Here is an 18,221-nt window from a genome sequence, read left to right as displayed (position 1 = left end):
ATTAGCCTAGCAACTGATAGATGTTGGGTACGTGGTCGCGGTATGACGTACCCAGCGGAATTTTGACGTCGCCAATGAAGAAATTGGTGTGATTATAGCTGGTAATACGTTCCAGGTTAACGATATATGATTTATGTACCCGGCGAAAATATAGATTAGGGAGCCGGTTTTCCAGGTTCATAATGGGTTCGTTCACTACATCGAAATGCCCCTGAAAGTAAACCTTTGAATAGATACCATAGGCTTCGATATAGTCGATTTGATCGAACCTGAATCGCTGCAATCGGCGCCCTACCTTGAGAAAAATGGTTTGTTCAACGATGATCGATTCTTTATCCGCCGAAATATTCATGGCCCGGTAAACGCCCCGAAAAAGGCGAGTCTTGCCGAACGGCTTCTGCAGAAAATCGGCCACATTCAGGTCAAAACAGTCAACGGCATACTGGCTTTGCGCACTCACCACAATAACCGGCGGGAGCGCGGGCATGAGTTTTAGTAAATCGAGGCCGTTTTGTTCGTTTAATTCTATTTCTAGAAAAATGAGATCGTAGCTATTGCTTAGCAAGGCGGTAGCTGCTTCGGCGTAGGTATAGCATAACGTGAACTGCCCGATTATCGAAAGTTCAGTCAGGTACTCTTTCAAAAGAAGCGCAGACGATTCTGAGTTGTCAATAATTAAACAGCGATAAGCCTGCATACTATACTGGTGAATTGATCAGAATAAGTGGGTAAACAAACTGATGTCTGGTTGCTCTGTTTTAGCTACCAGATATAAGCAATATATAAGTAAATTTCATATGTTCAACTAGTAAATACACTTATGCTATTCTTGTTAAGCTCTGTAGTTAACGTGATTAATCTAATTACTTATTGTTTGCGAATAGTGTGTAGATGTTCCAAAATACGGGTTTTGTGTAAGCATAGGGCCAGTTGGTATGAACTGGGAGTGTATCGCTAAACGTCAAGGTAGGGGTGGATTGTAAATCTTTCTTCGCGATATAAACCAAGACTTCGGTTCAATTTAAGGACTGTGTGTAGTGATAAGTAATGTTAATAATACTCAGAAATAGTAACCGAATAGTTTCTTTATATAGTCAATTGATCAATATTATGTATACCTACCTTCTCCCGTCAAGGTACAGGCCTACTCCGACACCGACAGCGGCGAACGTACCTGATCGGGGCCGGTTAATCAGGTACGATCGCTGCTGTCGGTGATTCGTTTTTAAATGACGTATATTGCTCTGCCAGTCTGCTATTTGTTGATAAATAGCACTCAACAGGCTGGCAATACGCCATTTTTACGAATGACTGATTTCAACGTTGATCTGACTAATTGCGAGCAGGAGCCCATTCATATTTTAGGGAACATCCAGGCGCATGGTTACTTACTTGTTTTATCTCCCGACACCTACGAGGTTGTTCATGCCAGTTCGAATTTGCCCGATTTGGTTGGGCGGCCCGTGGCCGATGTGCTCGGTCAATCGCTTGATACACTACTTGCCAACACCGACTTGCCCGCGTCGACCCTGGTTGAACTACTCAATGTAGGGCAACGCAGTGCCTCCTGGGAAAACCTGGGCCCGCAGCAGATACGGCTCAATGAACGTACCTGGAATCTGATCATCCACCAGCATGATGGGCTGTTGCTACTCGAATGGGAGCCAGCAAGTGCAACCACACAGGTGCCCATCAATCAGCGACTTATCGCCGAGGCGTTAACCGAAGTGCAGGCGAGTCGCCAGTTGGTTGATCTGTTGCAGAATACAGCCCGGCGGGTCAAGACCATCATCGGTTTCGATCGGGTAATGGTCTATCGTTTTGCTGCCGATTGGCACGGGCAAGTGATTGCCGAAGAGAAAGAGCCTCATCTTGAGCCGTTTCTGGGTCTGCACTACCCGGCATCCGATATCCCCAAACAGGCTCGCGAACTCTATAAAGCCAATCTGGTGCGGCTTATTGCCGATGCCGGTAGCCCCACCGCCGCCATTCTGTCGAAATCAGACTGGCCTGCTGACCACCCCGTCGATCTGACCTACTCAACGCTCAGGGCCGTTTCGCCGGTGCACATCGAATACCTGAAAAACATGGGCGTGGGGGCGTCGATGAGCATTTCACTGTTGTATAGGGGCGAACTCTGGGGGCTGATATCGTGTCATCATTACTCACCCCGCTTTGTGGACTACAGCTCACGGCAGGCGGCCAAATTCGTGAGTCAACTGCTGTCGGCGGCGCTGGAATTTCGTAAAGATGAAGAAGATCAGACCCAAAGTCGGCTAAGTCTCGAAAACGGAAAAGTCTTGCATGAGCAACTCCTGACCGAAGAAGATGTGGTGCGGGCCCTGACCCGCCACGCCGTAACCGCCCTCGACATCACCACAGCGACCGGGGCCGTGCTGGTGTTCAACAATCGCCAATACCGGATGGGGCAAACGCCCGACGAAGCCGCTATGGATGGCCTGATGCATTGGCTGGCTTCAACCGATACCGACACTTTTCTGGAAACGAGCCAGTTGGCAAGTCTTTACCCGGAGGCTGAATCGTTTCGGGCCACCGGGGCCGGTATGCTGGCGATTGTGCTCTCGCGCGAAATGAACGAATACCTGTTCTGGTTTAAGCCCGAACAAATTCAGCAGGTAACCTGGGCCGGTAACCCTGATAAACCCGTTACCGTTTCCGACGATGGCACAGCCCGGATCAGTCCGCGAAAAAGCTTTGCGGCCTGGACAGAACTAGTGCATAACACGTCGCAACCCTGGGCCGAGCTGGAGGTGGCGGCCGCCGTTAAACTGCGGGAAGATATTTTGCAGGTCGTTAACCGGCGGGCCAACGAAATCCGGCTGCTTAATCAACGGTTGACCGATGCGTATGAAGAACTGGACGCCTTCAGCTACAGTGTATCGCATGATCTGCGCACGCCTCTGTCGTCGATCCGGTGCTATGCCGAAATTATTCTCGAAGAATACGGACAGGAGCTGAACCCCGATGCGCGACTGCTGTTTCAAAAAATTGTTGATTCAACAGATCGGATGCGGGCGCTGATTCGGCACATTCTGTACTACTCACGCATGGGGCGTACTGAAGTCAATACCCAGTCTATTGACATGAAACCGCTTTTGCAGGCGATCAAAGAAGAGGTCATGGTGAGCGAAAAAGGCCGGGCATTGACGATACAGATTGGGGATATTCCACCCCTCATGGGCGACCCGATTATGATTCGGCAGTTGTTCACCAACCTACTGTCAAATGCCGTCAAATACACGCAATTAGTACCGGAAGCGCATATTCAGGTGGTTGGCGAACAATCTGATCAGGATGTGATCTACACCGTGTCGGACAATGGCATTGGTTTTGATATGAAAGATGCCGGTAAACTCTTCGATCTGTTTAAACGGCTCGAAAACGCCCGCTCCTTCAAGGGGTCGGGTGTGGGGCTTGCTATTGTTAAGCGCGTTGTAAACCGGCACGGAGGCAAAATATGGTACCACAGCGAACCCAACCGGGGCGCTACGTTTCATGTTTCATTTCCAATCTCAACAATGAATCATGATTGATATTTTATACATTGAGGACAACGAAAACGATGCGGATATTTTCGGTCGTCTGATCCGAAAAATAGAGCAGCCCATCACCTACACCATTCTCAGTAGTGGTTCTGATGCCGTTGATTATCTGTCGGGGAAAGGTCGCTATGCCGGTCAGTCGGTGAGCATGCCCAAGCTGGTGCTGTTAGATATAAACCTGACTGGTATGAGTGGCCTTGACGTGCTGGCATGGGCTCGTTCGCTGGAAAAAACGCGATGGTTGCCCATTGTCGCCTTCAGTACGTCTGATAGTCCGATGGATATTCAGCAAGCCTACGCGGCCGGCATAAACGCGTATCTGGTTAAGCCGGGGAGCTACCAGGCCACAGGTACGTTATTGAATCACTTATGTCAGTTTTGGCTTACTGATAATACCCGAACAGACTACAGATGAGTGCATTACTAGAACGCCTTCGCGTAGAAACCCGCCCTCTTCACGAGCAGACCGAGCAGCGGCTGTACAGCGATACACTCCGCGCCGGTACGCTTTCGGTAAACGAGTATGTGCATCTGTTGCTCATTCACGGGGCGTATCATAAGGCGCTGGAGCAGGCAATAGATAGGCACGCCGCCTTTTTTCAGCAGTATGAGCCCGATAAGCGTCGAAAAACGCCCTGGCTTCAGAACGATCTGGCTCAGACTGGCCAAACCATGCCGTCGCTACCCGACCTCTTTGCCAACTGGTCGCCCGCTGAACTGGTCGGAGCTGCGTATGTGGGAGAGGGGTCAATGCTGGGAGGAAAAACGGTCTGGCATTACCTTGGGCAAAGTCCGGCACTGCATTCTCTGCTCGAACAGGCACGGTTCTATCGCGGCTACGGCTCCGATACAGGGCCTAACTGGCGCGATTTCGGCGCGTTTGTCGCCAATCAGCCAATCGGTAGTGAAGATGCCGTGCTCAGTGGCGCTCAACGGGCATTTCAGCTTTACAGCACCCTGTTTGACCGTACTCAGGGTTAATCTCCAAGGCACGTACGTTTACCCGGCGGTCTGATGCTGGGGTAAAAAGATGCTGAACGTAGTGCCTTCGCCGGGTTGGCTACTGACGTCAATGGCCCCGTCGTGGCTGTCGACCACGCGCTGGCAAATGGCCAGGCCAATGCCTGTGCCGCTATACGACGAGGAATCGTGGAGGCGTTGAAAGAGTTGAAAAATGCGCTCCTTGTATTTCTCATCGAAACCCACGCCGTTATCGGCCACGGTGATGAGCCAATACGGAACTGATTCGGCGAGTGGTTGTGGAAGTTCATCGGGCAGGGCGGGTCTGCAATCGACCTGAACAACGAGAGACCGGTCACGGCTCCGAAATTTCAGCGCGTTCACCATCAAATTTTGCATCAACTGACGAAGCCGCGAGGCATTGCCGGGAAGGGTTGGCAACGAAGCAACCCGGATAGTGGCCTTGGCTTCACTGATCGAGAGTTCCAGATCGCTCAGTACGTCGTTGACCACGTCGTTCAGCGGCACTGGCACCGGCGGCACTCGTTGAGACGTTACCTGCGAGTAGGCCAACAGGTCTTTAACCAGTTGCTGCATCCGGCTGGCCGACTTCTGAATACGCCGCGTGATATCCCGTTCTCCATCCGAGAGGTTATCCTGAAATTCGTTCTGCAGCAGGTCGCCAAACGCCTGAATCTTGCGGAGGGGCTCCTGCAAATCGTGGCTGGCTACATAGGCAAATGATTGCAAACTTTCGTTCGACTGTTGCAGAGTGCGGTTCAGCGCTTCAAGTTCATGCCGATACTGCCTGTCGGTGGTTACGTCTACAGCCGACATCACAATATTGCTGCCCGCCCTGGCAATCGTAACCAGATATTGCCGCCGGCTATAGGTTTGCTCAAACGTGTCGGGTTCACCGGTTTCGAGCACGCGAACGTACCTGGCAAACTCGTCGGTATCGCGGACTTCGGGGTACAGGGTCAGAAAAGATTGGTTGAGCACATCGTGGCCCAGGGGTTCCCAGTTCAGAAGGGCTTGCCTGTTCGCCCTGATAACCTGAAAATCAATGACCTGACCGCTTTCGTCGCGAATCGGTTTGTGTAGCGAAATGGCCGTTTGCGAATGGTTAAGAATGGCTTCGAGCACCTGGGCCTGCTTCTGCTGCGCTATTTGCTCTTCTCGCTGTGTGGTGATGTTGTTGAAGGTCAGCACAATTAGCTCGTCGGTCTGTTGCACCGCCGATACCTCGAACCAGCCCGTGAAACCATTAGCATCCTGGTAATAATACTCCGCTTTTTCAGACTGACCACTATCGGCCACGCGGGCGTAGAGCGCAAAGAAGCCAGACTCGACATTGCCGGGAAAAACACTGAGCAACGTTTGCCCTACCAGCTCCTCGGGCGTTTTGAACAGGCTTTTACTAACCGCCTGGTTGGCCGTTTCCATCCTGAAATCAATAATCTGGCCGCTCTCATTGCGCATCGCCCGCATGAGCAGAATGCTGTTGAGCGAGGCATCCAGCGTAGCCCGAAGTTCGGCGGCTTGTAGTTTGGCCTGTAATTCGACCTGCTTTCTGTCGGTAATATCGATCAGTGAAATAACCAGCCCGGTATGCAAAGGCTGCGCCGAAACCTGATACCAGGCATCCTGCTCCGAATGAGCCAGATACTCGAACGTGTCGGCTTTCCCGCTGTTCACCACCGTTGCGTAGCGGTTGATCAGCGTTACCGGCAACAACATCTCGGTCATTGGTCGGCCAACGATCGCTGCAACGGGCTGCCCGATCAGTGTTGCCAGTTGCGTATTGATCACCTGGTAGACAAAATCGGTGATCCGGGCCGGTTGCCCATCGGTCTGGTCTGTGAGCAACGGTTCGCAATAGGCTACGCAACCGGGCGATGCATTCAGGATGCATTGTAGCAGGGCGGCACTGTCAGGGGGTGAGGGCAGTACCGGCAATGATTCAGGGGCTGTAGTAGGTTGAATATGATCTGACACTGGACAATAAGGAAAGCGTGCATCGGGAACGAACACCCCGACCGGAGCCGTATGCGTTTGCTTGTGCTATACTACGCACGAATGACGGTATTTAGCATGATATACGGCCAAAGAACCACGAACCTTATTGATTGGGAAAGATACCGATCAGGCCAACGGGCTGTCGCGGTATAGGCCAGATAAAACTCGATCGTGTAGCCAGACTGTAATGATCGGTAGATTAATAACAGTTGAAAAAAAACAGGCGTCATCCAGTTTCTGGATGACGCCTGGCGTAAAAGAAGTCGGTAACCGGCTATTCAGCCTTCAGTACCCGGATCGTTTTGCTTTGGGTAGGCGTGCTGACCTGCAACAGGAAGATACCCGGCCCCTGACCAGACAGCGAGAGATCGTGCTGTGCTTCGGGTTGCGGATTAGCTACCTGCTGCTGTGTAATCACCTGACCCTGAAGGCTGACTAGCTGTAGCCGTACCGGCTCACCACCGGCTCCCCGGATCTGTAATGACAGTACATCGTTCCGCACCGGGTTGCCCAACACCGTTACGTCTAGCACAGCCACAGGCTCAACTGAGGCCGAGGCTATACGGGCCGAACCCGAACCGGCTGGCTCTGTGCCCCATACCCGTTCGCCGGCTACGTAAACCACCACCCGGCTGTTCTGACTGCGCTCAGCAGGTTGCTCCTGGTACGAGTAGTCATTGGCCTGATTGAAACGGCCACCATCGGGCTTACTGATACGGTAACGAATACGACCGGTGCTGGCTCCCGGAGCCAATTGGCCGCCTTGCTGAAAGGTCAGCTCCAGATACGTATCGGCGCCGTTTACTGGCTGGCTCAGTTTCACCAGTTGGGTCCGCACGTTGCCTTCATCTACCTCTACCGACAGGCGCTCGTTGCCGTCGGCGGTGAAATAGTAGCGCGCTTTTAGATCGCTATAGTTCACAGGTACGTTGCCTTCGTTGCGGATTTCCAGAAACGTACTGATCTGAGTCGCCGAGGGGCCATTTTTGCTCTCGGTCAACGCCCTGATGGCGCGGATCGGCGTAACGGCTGTGCCCGGCTCCTGACCGGCAATCAGCACGCCGTTGTAATAAGCCGTGATGCGCAGATTGCCGACCAATTGGTTACGTACTACAGCATACGAATAATCGTCGAGTTCGTTGAGCGAACCGTAGTCTGCTTTGGCGAAGTAAGCCTGAATCGGGCCCGATTCAGCACCTGGTGCCAGATTTCCGGCCGCACCAGTAAAGCTAAATTCTACATAACCCTGGGCACCGGCCTGCGCTGGCGAAAGGGGTACATAGCGCAACCGCACGTTCTGGTTGCCTAGCTGTGCGTAGTTCACGTTCAGGTTGGTCAGGGCAGCGGCACCTTCTACTGTCAGGTAGTAGCGCACAGTCAGGTCTGAATAAGGCAGCGATAGGTTACTGTTATTTTGCAGGACCAGCAACGGTTGAATCGAGTTGTTGTTGGCGTAGTTATCTACATCGCGGTGCAACACGGTCAAGATTGGCGTCATCGGCGGTTCGATGGTCAGCAGGAACGTGGTCGACACCGACAAACCACTCTGATCAGTAGCCGTAACCGTAATGGTAAACGGCGAGCCGATGGCGGTCAATGGGGTGCCGCTGATGGTGGCTGGTGCCGTAAATGTCAGTCCCGGTGGCAGGCCGGTAACGGTCAGCGTCAACGAGTTGGGTGTTTGTTGATCCGTAAATGTGTTGGCTGGAATTACGTAGCTAAACGGTTCCCCAACCTTCCCCGACTGGGCCGGAATGGCATTGGCCAGCGTTGGAGCCGTATTGCTAGCCTCTAATGCTTTGTCGGCCTGCACAAACCCGTAGCCAGTTCCAAAATCGAAACCCGTGTCAAAACCCGTTGTGGCCGGGTCGTCCATGTCCAGCGCTGTTTGTTCCATCAGCGACAATATGCGGTCTGGCGATAACTGATTCCGGTTAAACTCCTGCATCAGGGCGGCAACAGCGGCAGCGTGTGGCGCTGCGGCCGATGTTCCGAAAAAGTTAGGGAAACCGTCGCCCTCGGCGTCACTGCCGAAGAAGGTCGTATTACCGCCATCGGCCGCCGTGATCTCCGGTTTTGGGCGGACCACTGTAGCAATCCGCTGACCGGCAACGTTGAAGAGAATGGGTGTGCCTCCCGCCGACGAAAACCCTTCGATAACGGCCGTGGTTAGTGCCGGGTTGTAAACGGGCGTACGGCGGTAGTCGGCCGCGCCGGTGGCAATAGCGCCGGCTGCATTGGCGTGGCCGGCACAGGTCGAACTCCGGGTTGGGTACTCAAACGCGATACTCTGCCCGTTGGTAAAGGCAATCCACTTGATGAGTGTTGGCGCTGGTCCGGCATAGTGCGCAACAACGAGTTCAAACGTAGCCGACGTAGTACCGTTGTTAGTCAGCGTGATAAGTTCGAGCGGATCGCCGCCCAGGTTGTTGCTAAAGCCGGAAAGGCTTGACTGAAATACACCATTTCTGTAAACCAGTAGGTCCATATCGGTTTGGGCACCCGCGCCGCCACTCACCGAGGCAAAAGGATTGTCCCACTGTAAGCCCATACGGATAGAACTTCGGGCCGGTACGGCTACCGAATGCCGAATGTCGCCGCCGCTAAAGTTATGCGCCCCGATGTAGGGGTCATTGGCGAACGGCCCGGCAAAGGGTGTTACTTCCGAATAGGTATTCTGGTAGGAGTTTCGGCCGTTATTACCCGCTGAAGAGAAGTAGGTTACATTATTGGCCGCTTTCACCTCATCGACTGCCTGCGCAATGATGCCATCCTGAAAATAAGGTTCGGCAAAATAGAAGACATCGTCAACGATGATGTTACAGCCTGCCGCCGCCAAATCCCGAATTCCCTTCGCAAAAGCAGGTTGGCCTTTAAATGCCGTATTGAATGCAATAGCCGCCCCCGGAGCAAGGTCGTGCACAAGCTCAACCATGGCCCGGCCTTCGTCTGATGCCGTTGATACTAAATAATCATCGATCACCTGCACGTTGGCGGGTAAATCGCCCGAAGCTACACCCGCGGGTGCGCCGCCTCTGGCATTATAAGAATCAGAGAGAACGCCCACTTTAGAGCCGCTCCCCGTTACCTTAAACAGTTGTTTGGCTACATCGACTTTCATGGCTCGGTCAGCCTGTGAGGTTACTGCGCCTTTGTTATGAATCGGTTCGTATGATGGCCGTGCAAACCGCAGCGCGCTCAGGGTTTTCAACTCATCGATTTTGTCGATGGGCAGCAGACCCGTTACGATGCGCTTTTCGTACATACCTTCCGTCAGGCCCAATGTTTGAAGCTGAGCCAACAACGTAGCGGCGCTTTCTCCGTCAACAACAATAGCTTCGATCGCAATTCTGTCTTCGCTGGTCCGCAGAAACTGGTCGAGTTTAAGGCCCTTCGATTTGGAAGGGGTAGCCGACGTACCTGTATTTTGTTGCTGCACCCGCAACAGGTCGACGGTAATTTTGGCTTCAGATGCCTGCTGTTTATCCGACTTCTGGGCGTAGGTAGCGGTGCTGATCAGTAATAGTAAACCGGCAACGCAGCCGGGAATCAATCGAGTAGAGTTTTTCATTCACATGTATGAGTTTGTAAGAAGGAGAAACAAATCTTCCAGCGACTAGAAGACATAAGGCTTGTGAGAAGGCCAGGGGGAGGTGGCCGCATACTACTGGAACTGATAGGAGAAAGCATAAAACATATAATGTTAACATGATAATTTGTTAATGTTAGCCACGTATTGTTAGCCCGCAAAACCGCGCTGCCAATAGTTAGTAGACGGTAGGTTTTTGACTGGTAGTGGTGAATTCGTCCCATATGACGCAAAGCCAAAAAAGCCCGGTCTCATGATGAGCCGGGCTTTCCGTTTACTATTTATCGGGTACTCGTGTCAATGTCATTTGCCTATGGCGTAATGACCACAAACCTATCGCCGCGAGATTTTCTTGATCACAAACGGGGCGCACTTCACGGGTGGGCACTGGCACTGGGCCGGTGGAATCACCACCACCACATCGCTGGAACAACCGTTGGCCGCATACACCCGAATCGTGTAGCTGATGCCCGGCGCATCAACCGGGTTAGGCTGATTGGCCAGCAACACTCCACCCACAACCGCCGCCAACGGCTGGTCGGTGGTAAACAGGGGAGCCGAGGCCGAGAAGCTGTTGCCCAGGCTGACGTTGTAACTCACCGCGTTGGTCGAACTGCCTACCAGCGTAATGCTGGCATTGTCGAGCGGGGTTGAGCCCGTGCAGGTGGCCGCTACGGCCAGGGCGGTCAGGCTTGGCACGGCATCGGCTACCACCACGAAGGGGCAGCACGAGCCATCGGGACAGCCGGCCGTCTTGGTGGTGGCCACGGTATACTCACCAATGGCCGTCACGCTGTAGGTGGCGCTGGTAGCTCCCGGAATAGCCACGCCGTTGCGCGACCACTGGTAGGTGCTATAGCTGGCGGGAGCTTCGAGTTCAATCTCAAAATCCTCATCGGCACACACGTGGAAGGGCACCGTCAGGCAGGCAGTGACGGTTTTGCCATCGGGGGCGGTGGCCGTGTTGTAGGTCAGCCCCTCTTCGTTGATCTGCACCTGGAAGCTCAGCGTAGCTACCTGACCAGCGGCCAGCGAAGCAATGGTCCAGTTGCCCGAGTTGCCCGCTGGCAGGAACGTACCCACCGAAGCGGTAGCGTTGCCCACAAACGTAACCTGAGTCGAGCTGAGCTGGTCGCCCACGACGATGTTGGTGCCCGTGGCGTTACCGATGTTGGTCAGCGAAATGGTGTAGGTGACGATGCCGCCTTTCTCGATGCGGTTCTGGTTGATGACCTTGGCGATGGCGTAAGCCGGTGCGCCGCTGGTGCAGGAAGCCGGGGTGGTGTAGGTGGTACTGGCCGTTACCGCACCCAGCGTGGCACTGACCACTTGCACAGCGGGTCCGTTGCTGATACCCGTCAGGCTAAAGTTGGCCGACGTCTGGCCTGTCGTCACCGCAATCACGGCTACGGGGTTACCGCCGTCGGTGATGGTCAGGCTACCAGCCGTGGCGTTGGTGAGCGAAACCGTACCCGTTGCCGTGTACGTATTGGTGGCTGAGTTACAGACCGGGCTATTGACCACGATAGCTATGGCGGGTTGCGGCACCTGATCGATCTCGAAGACCGAGAGGAGCAGTTTCGCCGCACAGCCTTTGGCGTCAGTCACCACGATGGTGGTGGGGAAGTTACCGCTGATGGTTGGTGTACCCGACACTCTTCCGGTGGTTGGGTTGAGGGTTAGGCCCGTTGGCAAGGTACCTGCGCTGACCGAGAAGTTGTAGGGCGTTGTGCCCCCGGTAACGCTGATCAGCCGACTGTACGCTACGCCCACCTGGCCTTTAGGCAGCGAGGTGGTTACCAGACTCAGCGAGCAAACCGTACAACTCGTCGGAGCCAGGTACGTAGTGCTGGCTGACAGACCGTTAAGTGTAGCAATCACCGTGTGGCTGGCTACGTTGCTAATTCCCGACACCGAGAAGCTAGCCATTGTCTGCCCCGTTATCACCGAAACCGTACCGATGGTGGTACCGTTGTCGGTGATGGTCAACGTACCCGCTGTGGCGTTGCTCAATGAGACAGTGCCGGTAGCGGTGTAATTATTCGTCGCACTGTTACAGACCGGTGTACCCACGACTATTGCCAACGCTGGTGGGGCGATGGTACACGAAGCTGGGGCGGTGTAGGCCGCATTGTCGCTGCCGCAACCAGTCAGGCTAGCCACGACGGTGTGCGATCCACTACCCGAGGTCAGGCCTGTCAGTGAGTAAGCTACTGACGTCGTGCTGGCGGTGATGGTCAGCGTAGTCGACTTGGCTCCGTCGGTGATGACCAGGTTACCCGCCGTGGGGTTGGTCAGCGTCACGGTTCCCGAAATACTGTACTGGTTGGTGGCGCTGTTACACGTACCCGGCGTTACAAGCAGATCCAGCGAACAAACGGGCAGGGCCGAGGTGACGATGGTGAATGATTGCACATCAGTACACGATTTGGCATCGGTGACCTTGATGGTGAAGACACTGGTAGCGGGTGCCGAAGGTGTACCCGCAATGACTCCCGTGGTTGGGTTAAGGGTTAGCCCAGTTGGCAACGTACCTGTCGACACGGTGTAGCTATAGGGCGTGGTGCCTCCTGAAGTGACGAGCGTACGACTGTAAGCGGTGCCCACCTGTCCGTTTGGCAATGTGCTGGTCACCAGGTTCGTCGTACAGACGGTGCAGGAAGCCGGTACCACATAGGTCGCCGTGGCAGTGACTGAACTCAGGGCCGCCACAATGGTGCGCGTTGCTGGTCCGTTGCTGATGCCCGAGAGCGAGAAGGTTGCCGATGTCTGGCCGGCCGTCACGTTGATGGTGGTCAGGCTGTTGCCGTTATTGGTAATTGTTAGCGCACCGGCTGTGGCATTGGTCAACGAGACGGTGCCCGTAGCCGTGTACGTATTAGTGGTCGAGTTACACACCGGCGTGCTCACGACTACAGCCAGATTCGGTGGCAGACACGTTTGCTGGGCAAGTGTAGTACTCACTACCGTGTAGCAGCAAGGTCCGTTGTATAACACCAGGCTGTAGCTCCGGCCAGCCGACGTGGCGGGGTTCGTCAGGCCCGTAAACGAGGCGGCTGAGGCCGATACCGGCTGGCTACCCGTGGCCGTGTAGCTTGGAATGGTTCCGCCTGCAACTACCAGAAACACTTTGTCGGCGCAGGCAATACCTGTAAGCTGAATGCGAGCATTGTTGTTGGCGACGGTGCCGGAAGCAGGACAGGTAGCCAGCGTTACACTGACACTAGCCACGGAGGTTGGTGCACAAACGAAACCTGCATCAATCGTATGGTTAACCGAACCAGCCGCGCCTGTGGTTACTGAGGCCGACAGGAATCCACCCGAAAACTGGACATTACTGTCGTTCATGGTATTGGCCGTGGGGGCCGTGCTGAACGCCGTAGTTACCTCAAACTTGCCGATGCTGGTAGTTAAGATGCCCGTCGTGTTGTCGTACTGATTCGTTGTGCCATCGGTGCCAAAGCGCACGGTGTAGGTCGTGTTGGGCAGGATGGCCGTATTACTGGTCACGTTCGTAGCCGTGCTACTTGTTGGGTTGTTGTTGAAATAATATAACCCGTTGGCATTGGTTGTTGTAGTGGCAATTTTAGTGTTACCCCGATAGAGTGATACCAACACGCCCGGCAGTCTTTTCTCGCAGGGATCCTGAATGCCATCTTTATCTTCATCGACCCACAGCCGGTTACCAATCTCTAAGTAGTCTGGCGTGTCGCAGATGAGTACCAGATCACCTAAACCAACGGCCTTCGAAAAAGTACCGCGCTCTTGCGACGTGGAATATACCTGATAGGCATCAGCCACGATACCCGTTTGATTGTCTAAATGACGGACACCACCTGAGTTCAGATAGTAGGTATTCACGTTATCCGTGGCACCTAACGGATAATCCAACGGATCCATAACCCCAACAATCGCTTCCCCGCTACCGGGCCGAAGGGCCAGACCGCCACTTACGTTTTCGGCATGGAAGCTTTGGGTACCTGTTTGGAAATTTACCCAGTTGTCGTTGTAGAATTCCCCAAAACCAGGTCCCTGGTTGTTATCTACCCCATACCCTGTGTTGGGTCCTGCTTTTGCATTATTTTCCAGTACAAACGATACCCCGTTCGAATAGGCTCTCAGGATATCTCCGCCCAAATAGCCACTGTACCCTGATCCGTCGTCTCCGTTCGGATTGTAATTGCCAAAACCTGCCTGAAATCCGGTTCGATCCGAAAACGCCAGTACCATAGACCCGTCAATATCAAACTCAACGGCAGAGAAAATAGGCTCGGGGTGAACAACCGCTACCTGGCCAGGAATAACCTTTTCGGTCCAGTCGTCTGTCCAGGGATACCAACCCGTCACACCCAGGCCCCAGGATGTTCGAACACTATAGCCTTTAGGATAACTTAACGGAAAATCGAAGACTGTGCTGACCGTTGTGCCGTTCAACTCCCGGACAAACGCCCGTAGATCGGACTTGCTCTGGGATGTACCGGCATCGCACACCATACCGGTGTAAATTTTGCCTTTATGTACTTTCACCGCCCAGATGCGCAGGTTACCGCCCGTGCAGTTGATACCCGCACTCATGTCGTAACTTTTCACATTGGCCGCAGTAGGCAATGTACCATTCGTGTTGTAAGCGGTGATATTAATTTCGTACAGCTTGTTGTCGAACAGGTTGGTCAGATACAGCTTATTGCCATCTGCCGATAAGTCAATGCCACCAATACCGACTTTGCCAATGGCTAAATAGCCTTGGTTATCGACACTTGGTGCGGTTTTCGATTCTACCAAACCACGAGCACTGTTGCTGGCAATGGTGCCCACGTTGATACCAATCGTGCTCACATCAAGGAAGTTGGTGTAGGTAAAGGTCGCCCCGTTGGCCGGTACCGTGCTGAAATCGGCTACGTAGATACCGCCCAGGCCCAATGGCCCTAGCCCGGCATGGCGTTTAACGGTAGCTGACGAGAAGATTTTCTTCGTGAACTTATTGTAGGCCATTCCCCAAAGCGTTCCTACCTGTGAGGCCGTAGTATGGGCCATCAAGCTCATATCCATCTTGCCAGACGTATTGTAGTCGAAGGAGACTACCGCATCACTGCTGCCAGCCGAGGCCGTGCTGCTAATGGGTAACAATGGGTCACCATTGACGTAGCAGGGAATCACCAGTTTCGGGTTGGTCTGGCAGTAATCGGTTGGATCAAGAATACCTAAATCAACGTCGCAATTGGCGGCATTGATGAACTGAACTGTGGTGCGGCCATCGGCGCCATTCAGTGTACCCATGCCCGCATAGGCTGGCAGGTTGCTGAACTCCACCCGAATCGGGTACGAAGCCGCCGTCAATCCCGTAAAGGCGTATTTGCCGAACGCATCGGTGGTGGCAGTGCCGACGAGCGTACCGGTGCAGTCGTATGCTTTTACCGTGACACCCGGCACCCCGGTTGTTTCACCCGTTTGTTTGATACCATCGGCGTTATAGTCATTAAAGACTGTACCGCCTGTTTGCCCAGTGGTACAAACCGTTGGCGGGCAGGCGGCTGGCAGGACAATGCCCGTTTTCTGGACTTTACAGGTTGCCGTTGCGTAGGATGTCCCAATAAACACTTGAGCTGTTTTCGTAGAGGCATCGGCAGTTACCTCAAAAGCCACCACCTGGGGCGATACAATGGTGCCATTGCCCCCTACAGAGGTGTATGGTCCTGGGTTGATCGTTTTGGTAACTCCCGCAAAGGTGATAGTGATGGCATCGGAGTCATCGTCATCTGTAGGGCTAACGGTGATATTGCTCCACGACACTTCCACGCTTACGGTAGCTTTGCTCGTGCCCGTTACCGAGTAGCAACCCGATACAGTGGGTTTGAGGGCGATGGCACAAACACCAGGTGCCGCCGTACATGAAGCTGGGGCTGTGTAAACGGCGTTGCCTGAGCCGCAACCCGCTAGAGCAGCTACCACCGTGTGTGATCCACTGCCTGAGGTCAGGCCCGTTAGTGAATAGGCCACGGAGGTAGCACCTGCCGTAATAGTTACGGTGGTCGACTTGCTGCCGTCGGTAATCGTAGCCACACCAGCCGATGCATTTGTCAGGGAGATAGTGCCCGAAATGCTGTACTGGTTGGTGGCTGAATTACACGTACCTGGTGTAACACTCACAACCGGTTTGGCGCAGCACACTTCGGTAGTAACGGTCACGCAGTTACTCGTATCAGCGCAACTGCCCTTAGGCGTAGCGCAGCTGCCATCTACCGTGGCCACAACCCGGTAATACGTTGTCTGAGAAAGTACTGTTGGTGTGTATGTACTCGCGGTAGCACTCGCTATATTACTAAAGCCTGCCGTGCAGGATGTCGTGCTTTTTTGCCACTGGTATTTAAGGGTATTACTGCCCGTAGCGGGGGTAACAACAGAGAATGAAGCAGGAATTTCTGACGTGGCACAAACCGTCTGATTCCCCGCAATGACCGGTGCCGTTACGTTGGCGAAGTCTACGTTTACGGTAATGGTAAAATTGCCGCAAGTTCCGCCTACATTGGTTAATACAAACTTGCCGCAGCCGATTGCCACATTTGTTACAGTGAAGCTGAGGTCACATTCGTTGAACGTGAGGCCCGCATTGCCTGCATTGGCCGTCCAGGTACCTCCGCAAATGGGTGCTTTGCAGGTGCCAATAATGTTTTGCAGAAAGACCTTGTCACCCGCTTTTACATTACACATGGTTGTGTCTACGGTCAACGCCGCCGCCGTTGGACAAGCTTCACTGGCAATGCGCAGGGTTTTGGGCGTTTGGCCGGGTTCGTTGGCAGCTAATGCACCCACGTAGGTCATATCTGAGGGCCTGATTTTAGCCACACAGTCACCGTCTGGCCCACCGGCAATCAGCAGACGGTCCCAGGGGGCATAGTACACAATACCTCTGGCCCCTTCAATACCGCCGGTAGCACTACTGGTTAGTTCAACGATCGAGTCAACTAAATTGAAATTACTATCAAACTTCAATACCCATGTCTCTGTATCTGATGTATTCTCCCAATCTCTAACTACCAAATAAATATTCCCCGCAGGATCGTGGGTAATGCCCCACACTTCATTCCGGTCGCTGATACCGTTGAGGCCTGTACCCGGTTTCAACGAAAGCCCTACGCCCGTGCTTTTATTGGCTGTGTAAACAGTGTGATTGGTGAAGTCAGCATCTGTAGGCTTGAAACGATATAGATACGTGTTCTTATCCCTATCTGTAAAATTGAAGCCGGCACTTGCATAAAAGGTGCCATCTGTCCCGATATCTAACCCCCAGTCTTTCAAGGTTGCGCCGCTGTATGAGAAGGTTCCCCCTAGTATGATATATCCTTGAGCAGAGCCGTCGCAAAGGGCATACCGCGAAATCTGTTGGCCGTCACTTGAATTCACATACAGGTACCCATCCCTGGAAACGATGTTGAAGCCGCCGTCATTGATAAAAGCAGGATCGACTACTGTTCCGTTGCATTTAATTTTGGCAATGGGGCCAGCCCCCGTTTGACCAATGTATAAATTACCGTTCAAGTCTTGTCCCAGTCCGTGTGGCGTGTCGAGAATGCCTCCCGCCGGAAACCAGGGATTTGTACCTGACGAGTAAATTTCGGTAGCTGTAATGTTCGTATTCAGTTTCAGCTTATGAACATACCCACCTGCCGGTGTAACATCATTCAAATACAGATAGTCTGTTACGTTACAAGTCTGCGCCCTGAGTTCGCCCACCGCCCAAAGTAGAATTAAGAGCAGCAGCCCAATGTGCATCCCGTGTCTGAATAAACGAGTTGACCCACCAGCCAACGTCTTTTCAGGCCAACAGTCTGGCCGACGAAAGGAAGAGGGTGGGTTTGGTAAGTTGGTTAGAGAGATCATGACAGCAGATAAAAATAGATTCATTCGGAATACGGTTTTGCTGTAAATGAACTGAGTAGACTGTTGATTTACAGTGGTATAAAGAAGTATCCCATACTGCTGAAATGGCTGTTACGTCGATACCCGGGAGGGTTCGAGAGGACAGATCGTTAAACAGAATGGGGTATATCCGTCCGAAGTTGTCACAAATGCATATCCACCCATTTTGCCAA

7 protein-coding genes are annotated in these 18,221 nt (G+C 53.3%); 3 read left to right on the top strand and 4 right to left on the bottom strand.

The window, feature by feature from the left end:
- Position 1: 1 nt before the first annotated feature.
- Complete coding sequence (locus ACAW87_RS21805; protein ID WP_370725767.1) at positions 2 to 697, bottom strand: LytR/AlgR family response regulator transcription factor; 696 nt, start codon at positions 695 to 697, stop codon at positions 2 to 4.
- A 610-nt stretch (positions 698 to 1,307) separates the two neighbouring features.
- Here ACAW87_RS21805 and ACAW87_RS21800 point away from each other — a divergent pair.
- From ACAW87_RS21800 to ACAW87_RS21790, 3 genes are read left to right on the top strand one after another with little or no spacing between them, the layout of a single operon-like run.
- Positions 1,308 to 3,554, top strand: a complete 2,247-nt coding sequence (locus tag ACAW87_RS21800; RefSeq protein ID WP_370725766.1) for an ATP-binding protein — start codon at positions 1,308 to 1,310, stop codon at positions 3,552 to 3,554.
- Positions 3,547 to 3,978 (top strand): response regulator, encoded by a 432-nt coding sequence (locus ACAW87_RS21795; protein ID WP_370725765.1) that lies wholly within the window; start codon positions 3,547 to 3,549, stop codon positions 3,976 to 3,978. Before ACAW87_RS21800 ends, ACAW87_RS21795 begins: the two co-directional genes overlap by 8 nt.
- Entirely contained in the window at positions 3,975 to 4,544 is a 570-nt protein-coding gene (locus ACAW87_RS21790; protein ID WP_370725764.1) for a biliverdin-producing heme oxygenase, read from the top strand. Before ACAW87_RS21795 ends, ACAW87_RS21790 begins: the two co-directional genes overlap by 4 nt.
- A gap of 18 nt (positions 4,545 to 4,562) precedes the next feature.
- Here the strand turns inward: ACAW87_RS21790 and ACAW87_RS21785 are convergent, their stop codons facing one another.
- The 3 genes from ACAW87_RS21785 to ACAW87_RS21775 form a co-directional block, all read right to left on the bottom strand.
- Positions 4,563 to 6,521, bottom strand: a complete 1,959-nt coding sequence (locus ACAW87_RS21785) for a PAS domain-containing sensor histidine kinase (RefSeq protein ID WP_370725763.1) — start codon at positions 6,519 to 6,521, stop codon at positions 4,563 to 4,565.
- A gap of 295 nt (positions 6,522 to 6,816) precedes the next feature.
- Positions 6,817 to 10,113 carry a cellulose binding domain-containing protein gene (locus tag ACAW87_RS21780; protein WP_370725762.1) on the bottom strand — a complete coding sequence of 1,099 codons (3,297 nt, stop codon included), beginning with the start codon at positions 10,111 to 10,113 and terminating at the stop codon, positions 6,817 to 6,819.
- A gap of 351 nt (positions 10,114 to 10,464) precedes the next feature.
- A complete protein-coding gene (locus ACAW87_RS21775; protein ID WP_370725761.1) occupies positions 10,465 to 18,009 on the bottom strand; it encodes an SdrD B-like domain-containing protein in 7,545 nt (2,514 codons plus the stop codon).
- Positions 18,010 to 18,221: the final 212 nt, after the last annotated feature.

This window comes from Fibrella aquatica, from assembly GCF_041321135.1.
GTDB classification, from domain to species: domain Bacteria; phylum Bacteroidota; class Bacteroidia; order Cytophagales; family Spirosomataceae; genus Fibrella; species Fibrella aquatica.
Note: the sequence above shows the minus strand (reverse complement) of the source record. Positions and strands in the feature narration are given on the sequence as shown.

What these genes read in the sequence shown, in the direction of transcription:
- ACAW87_RS21805 (WP_370725767.1), bottom strand. Translation starts at nt 697, where the DNA reads ATGCAGGCTTATCGCTGTTTAATTATTGACAACTCAGAATCGTCTGCG.
- ACAW87_RS21800 (WP_370725766.1), top strand. Translation starts at nt 1,308, where the DNA reads ATGACTGATTTCAACGTTGATCTGACTAATTGCGAGCAGGAGCCCATT.
- ACAW87_RS21795 (WP_370725765.1), top strand. Translation starts at nt 3,547, where the DNA reads ATGATTGATATTTTATACATTGAGGACAACGAAAACGATGCGGATATT.
- ACAW87_RS21790 (WP_370725764.1), top strand. Translation starts at nt 3,975, where the DNA reads ATGAGTGCATTACTAGAACGCCTTCGCGTAGAAACCCGCCCTCTTCAC.
- ACAW87_RS21780 (WP_370725762.1), bottom strand. Translation starts at nt 10,113, where the DNA reads ATGAAAAACTCTACTCGATTGATTCCCGGCTGCGTTGCCGGTTTACTA.
- ACAW87_RS21775 (WP_370725761.1), bottom strand. Translation starts at nt 18,009, where the DNA reads ATGATCTCTCTAACCAACTTACCAAACCCACCCTCTTCCTTTCGTCGG.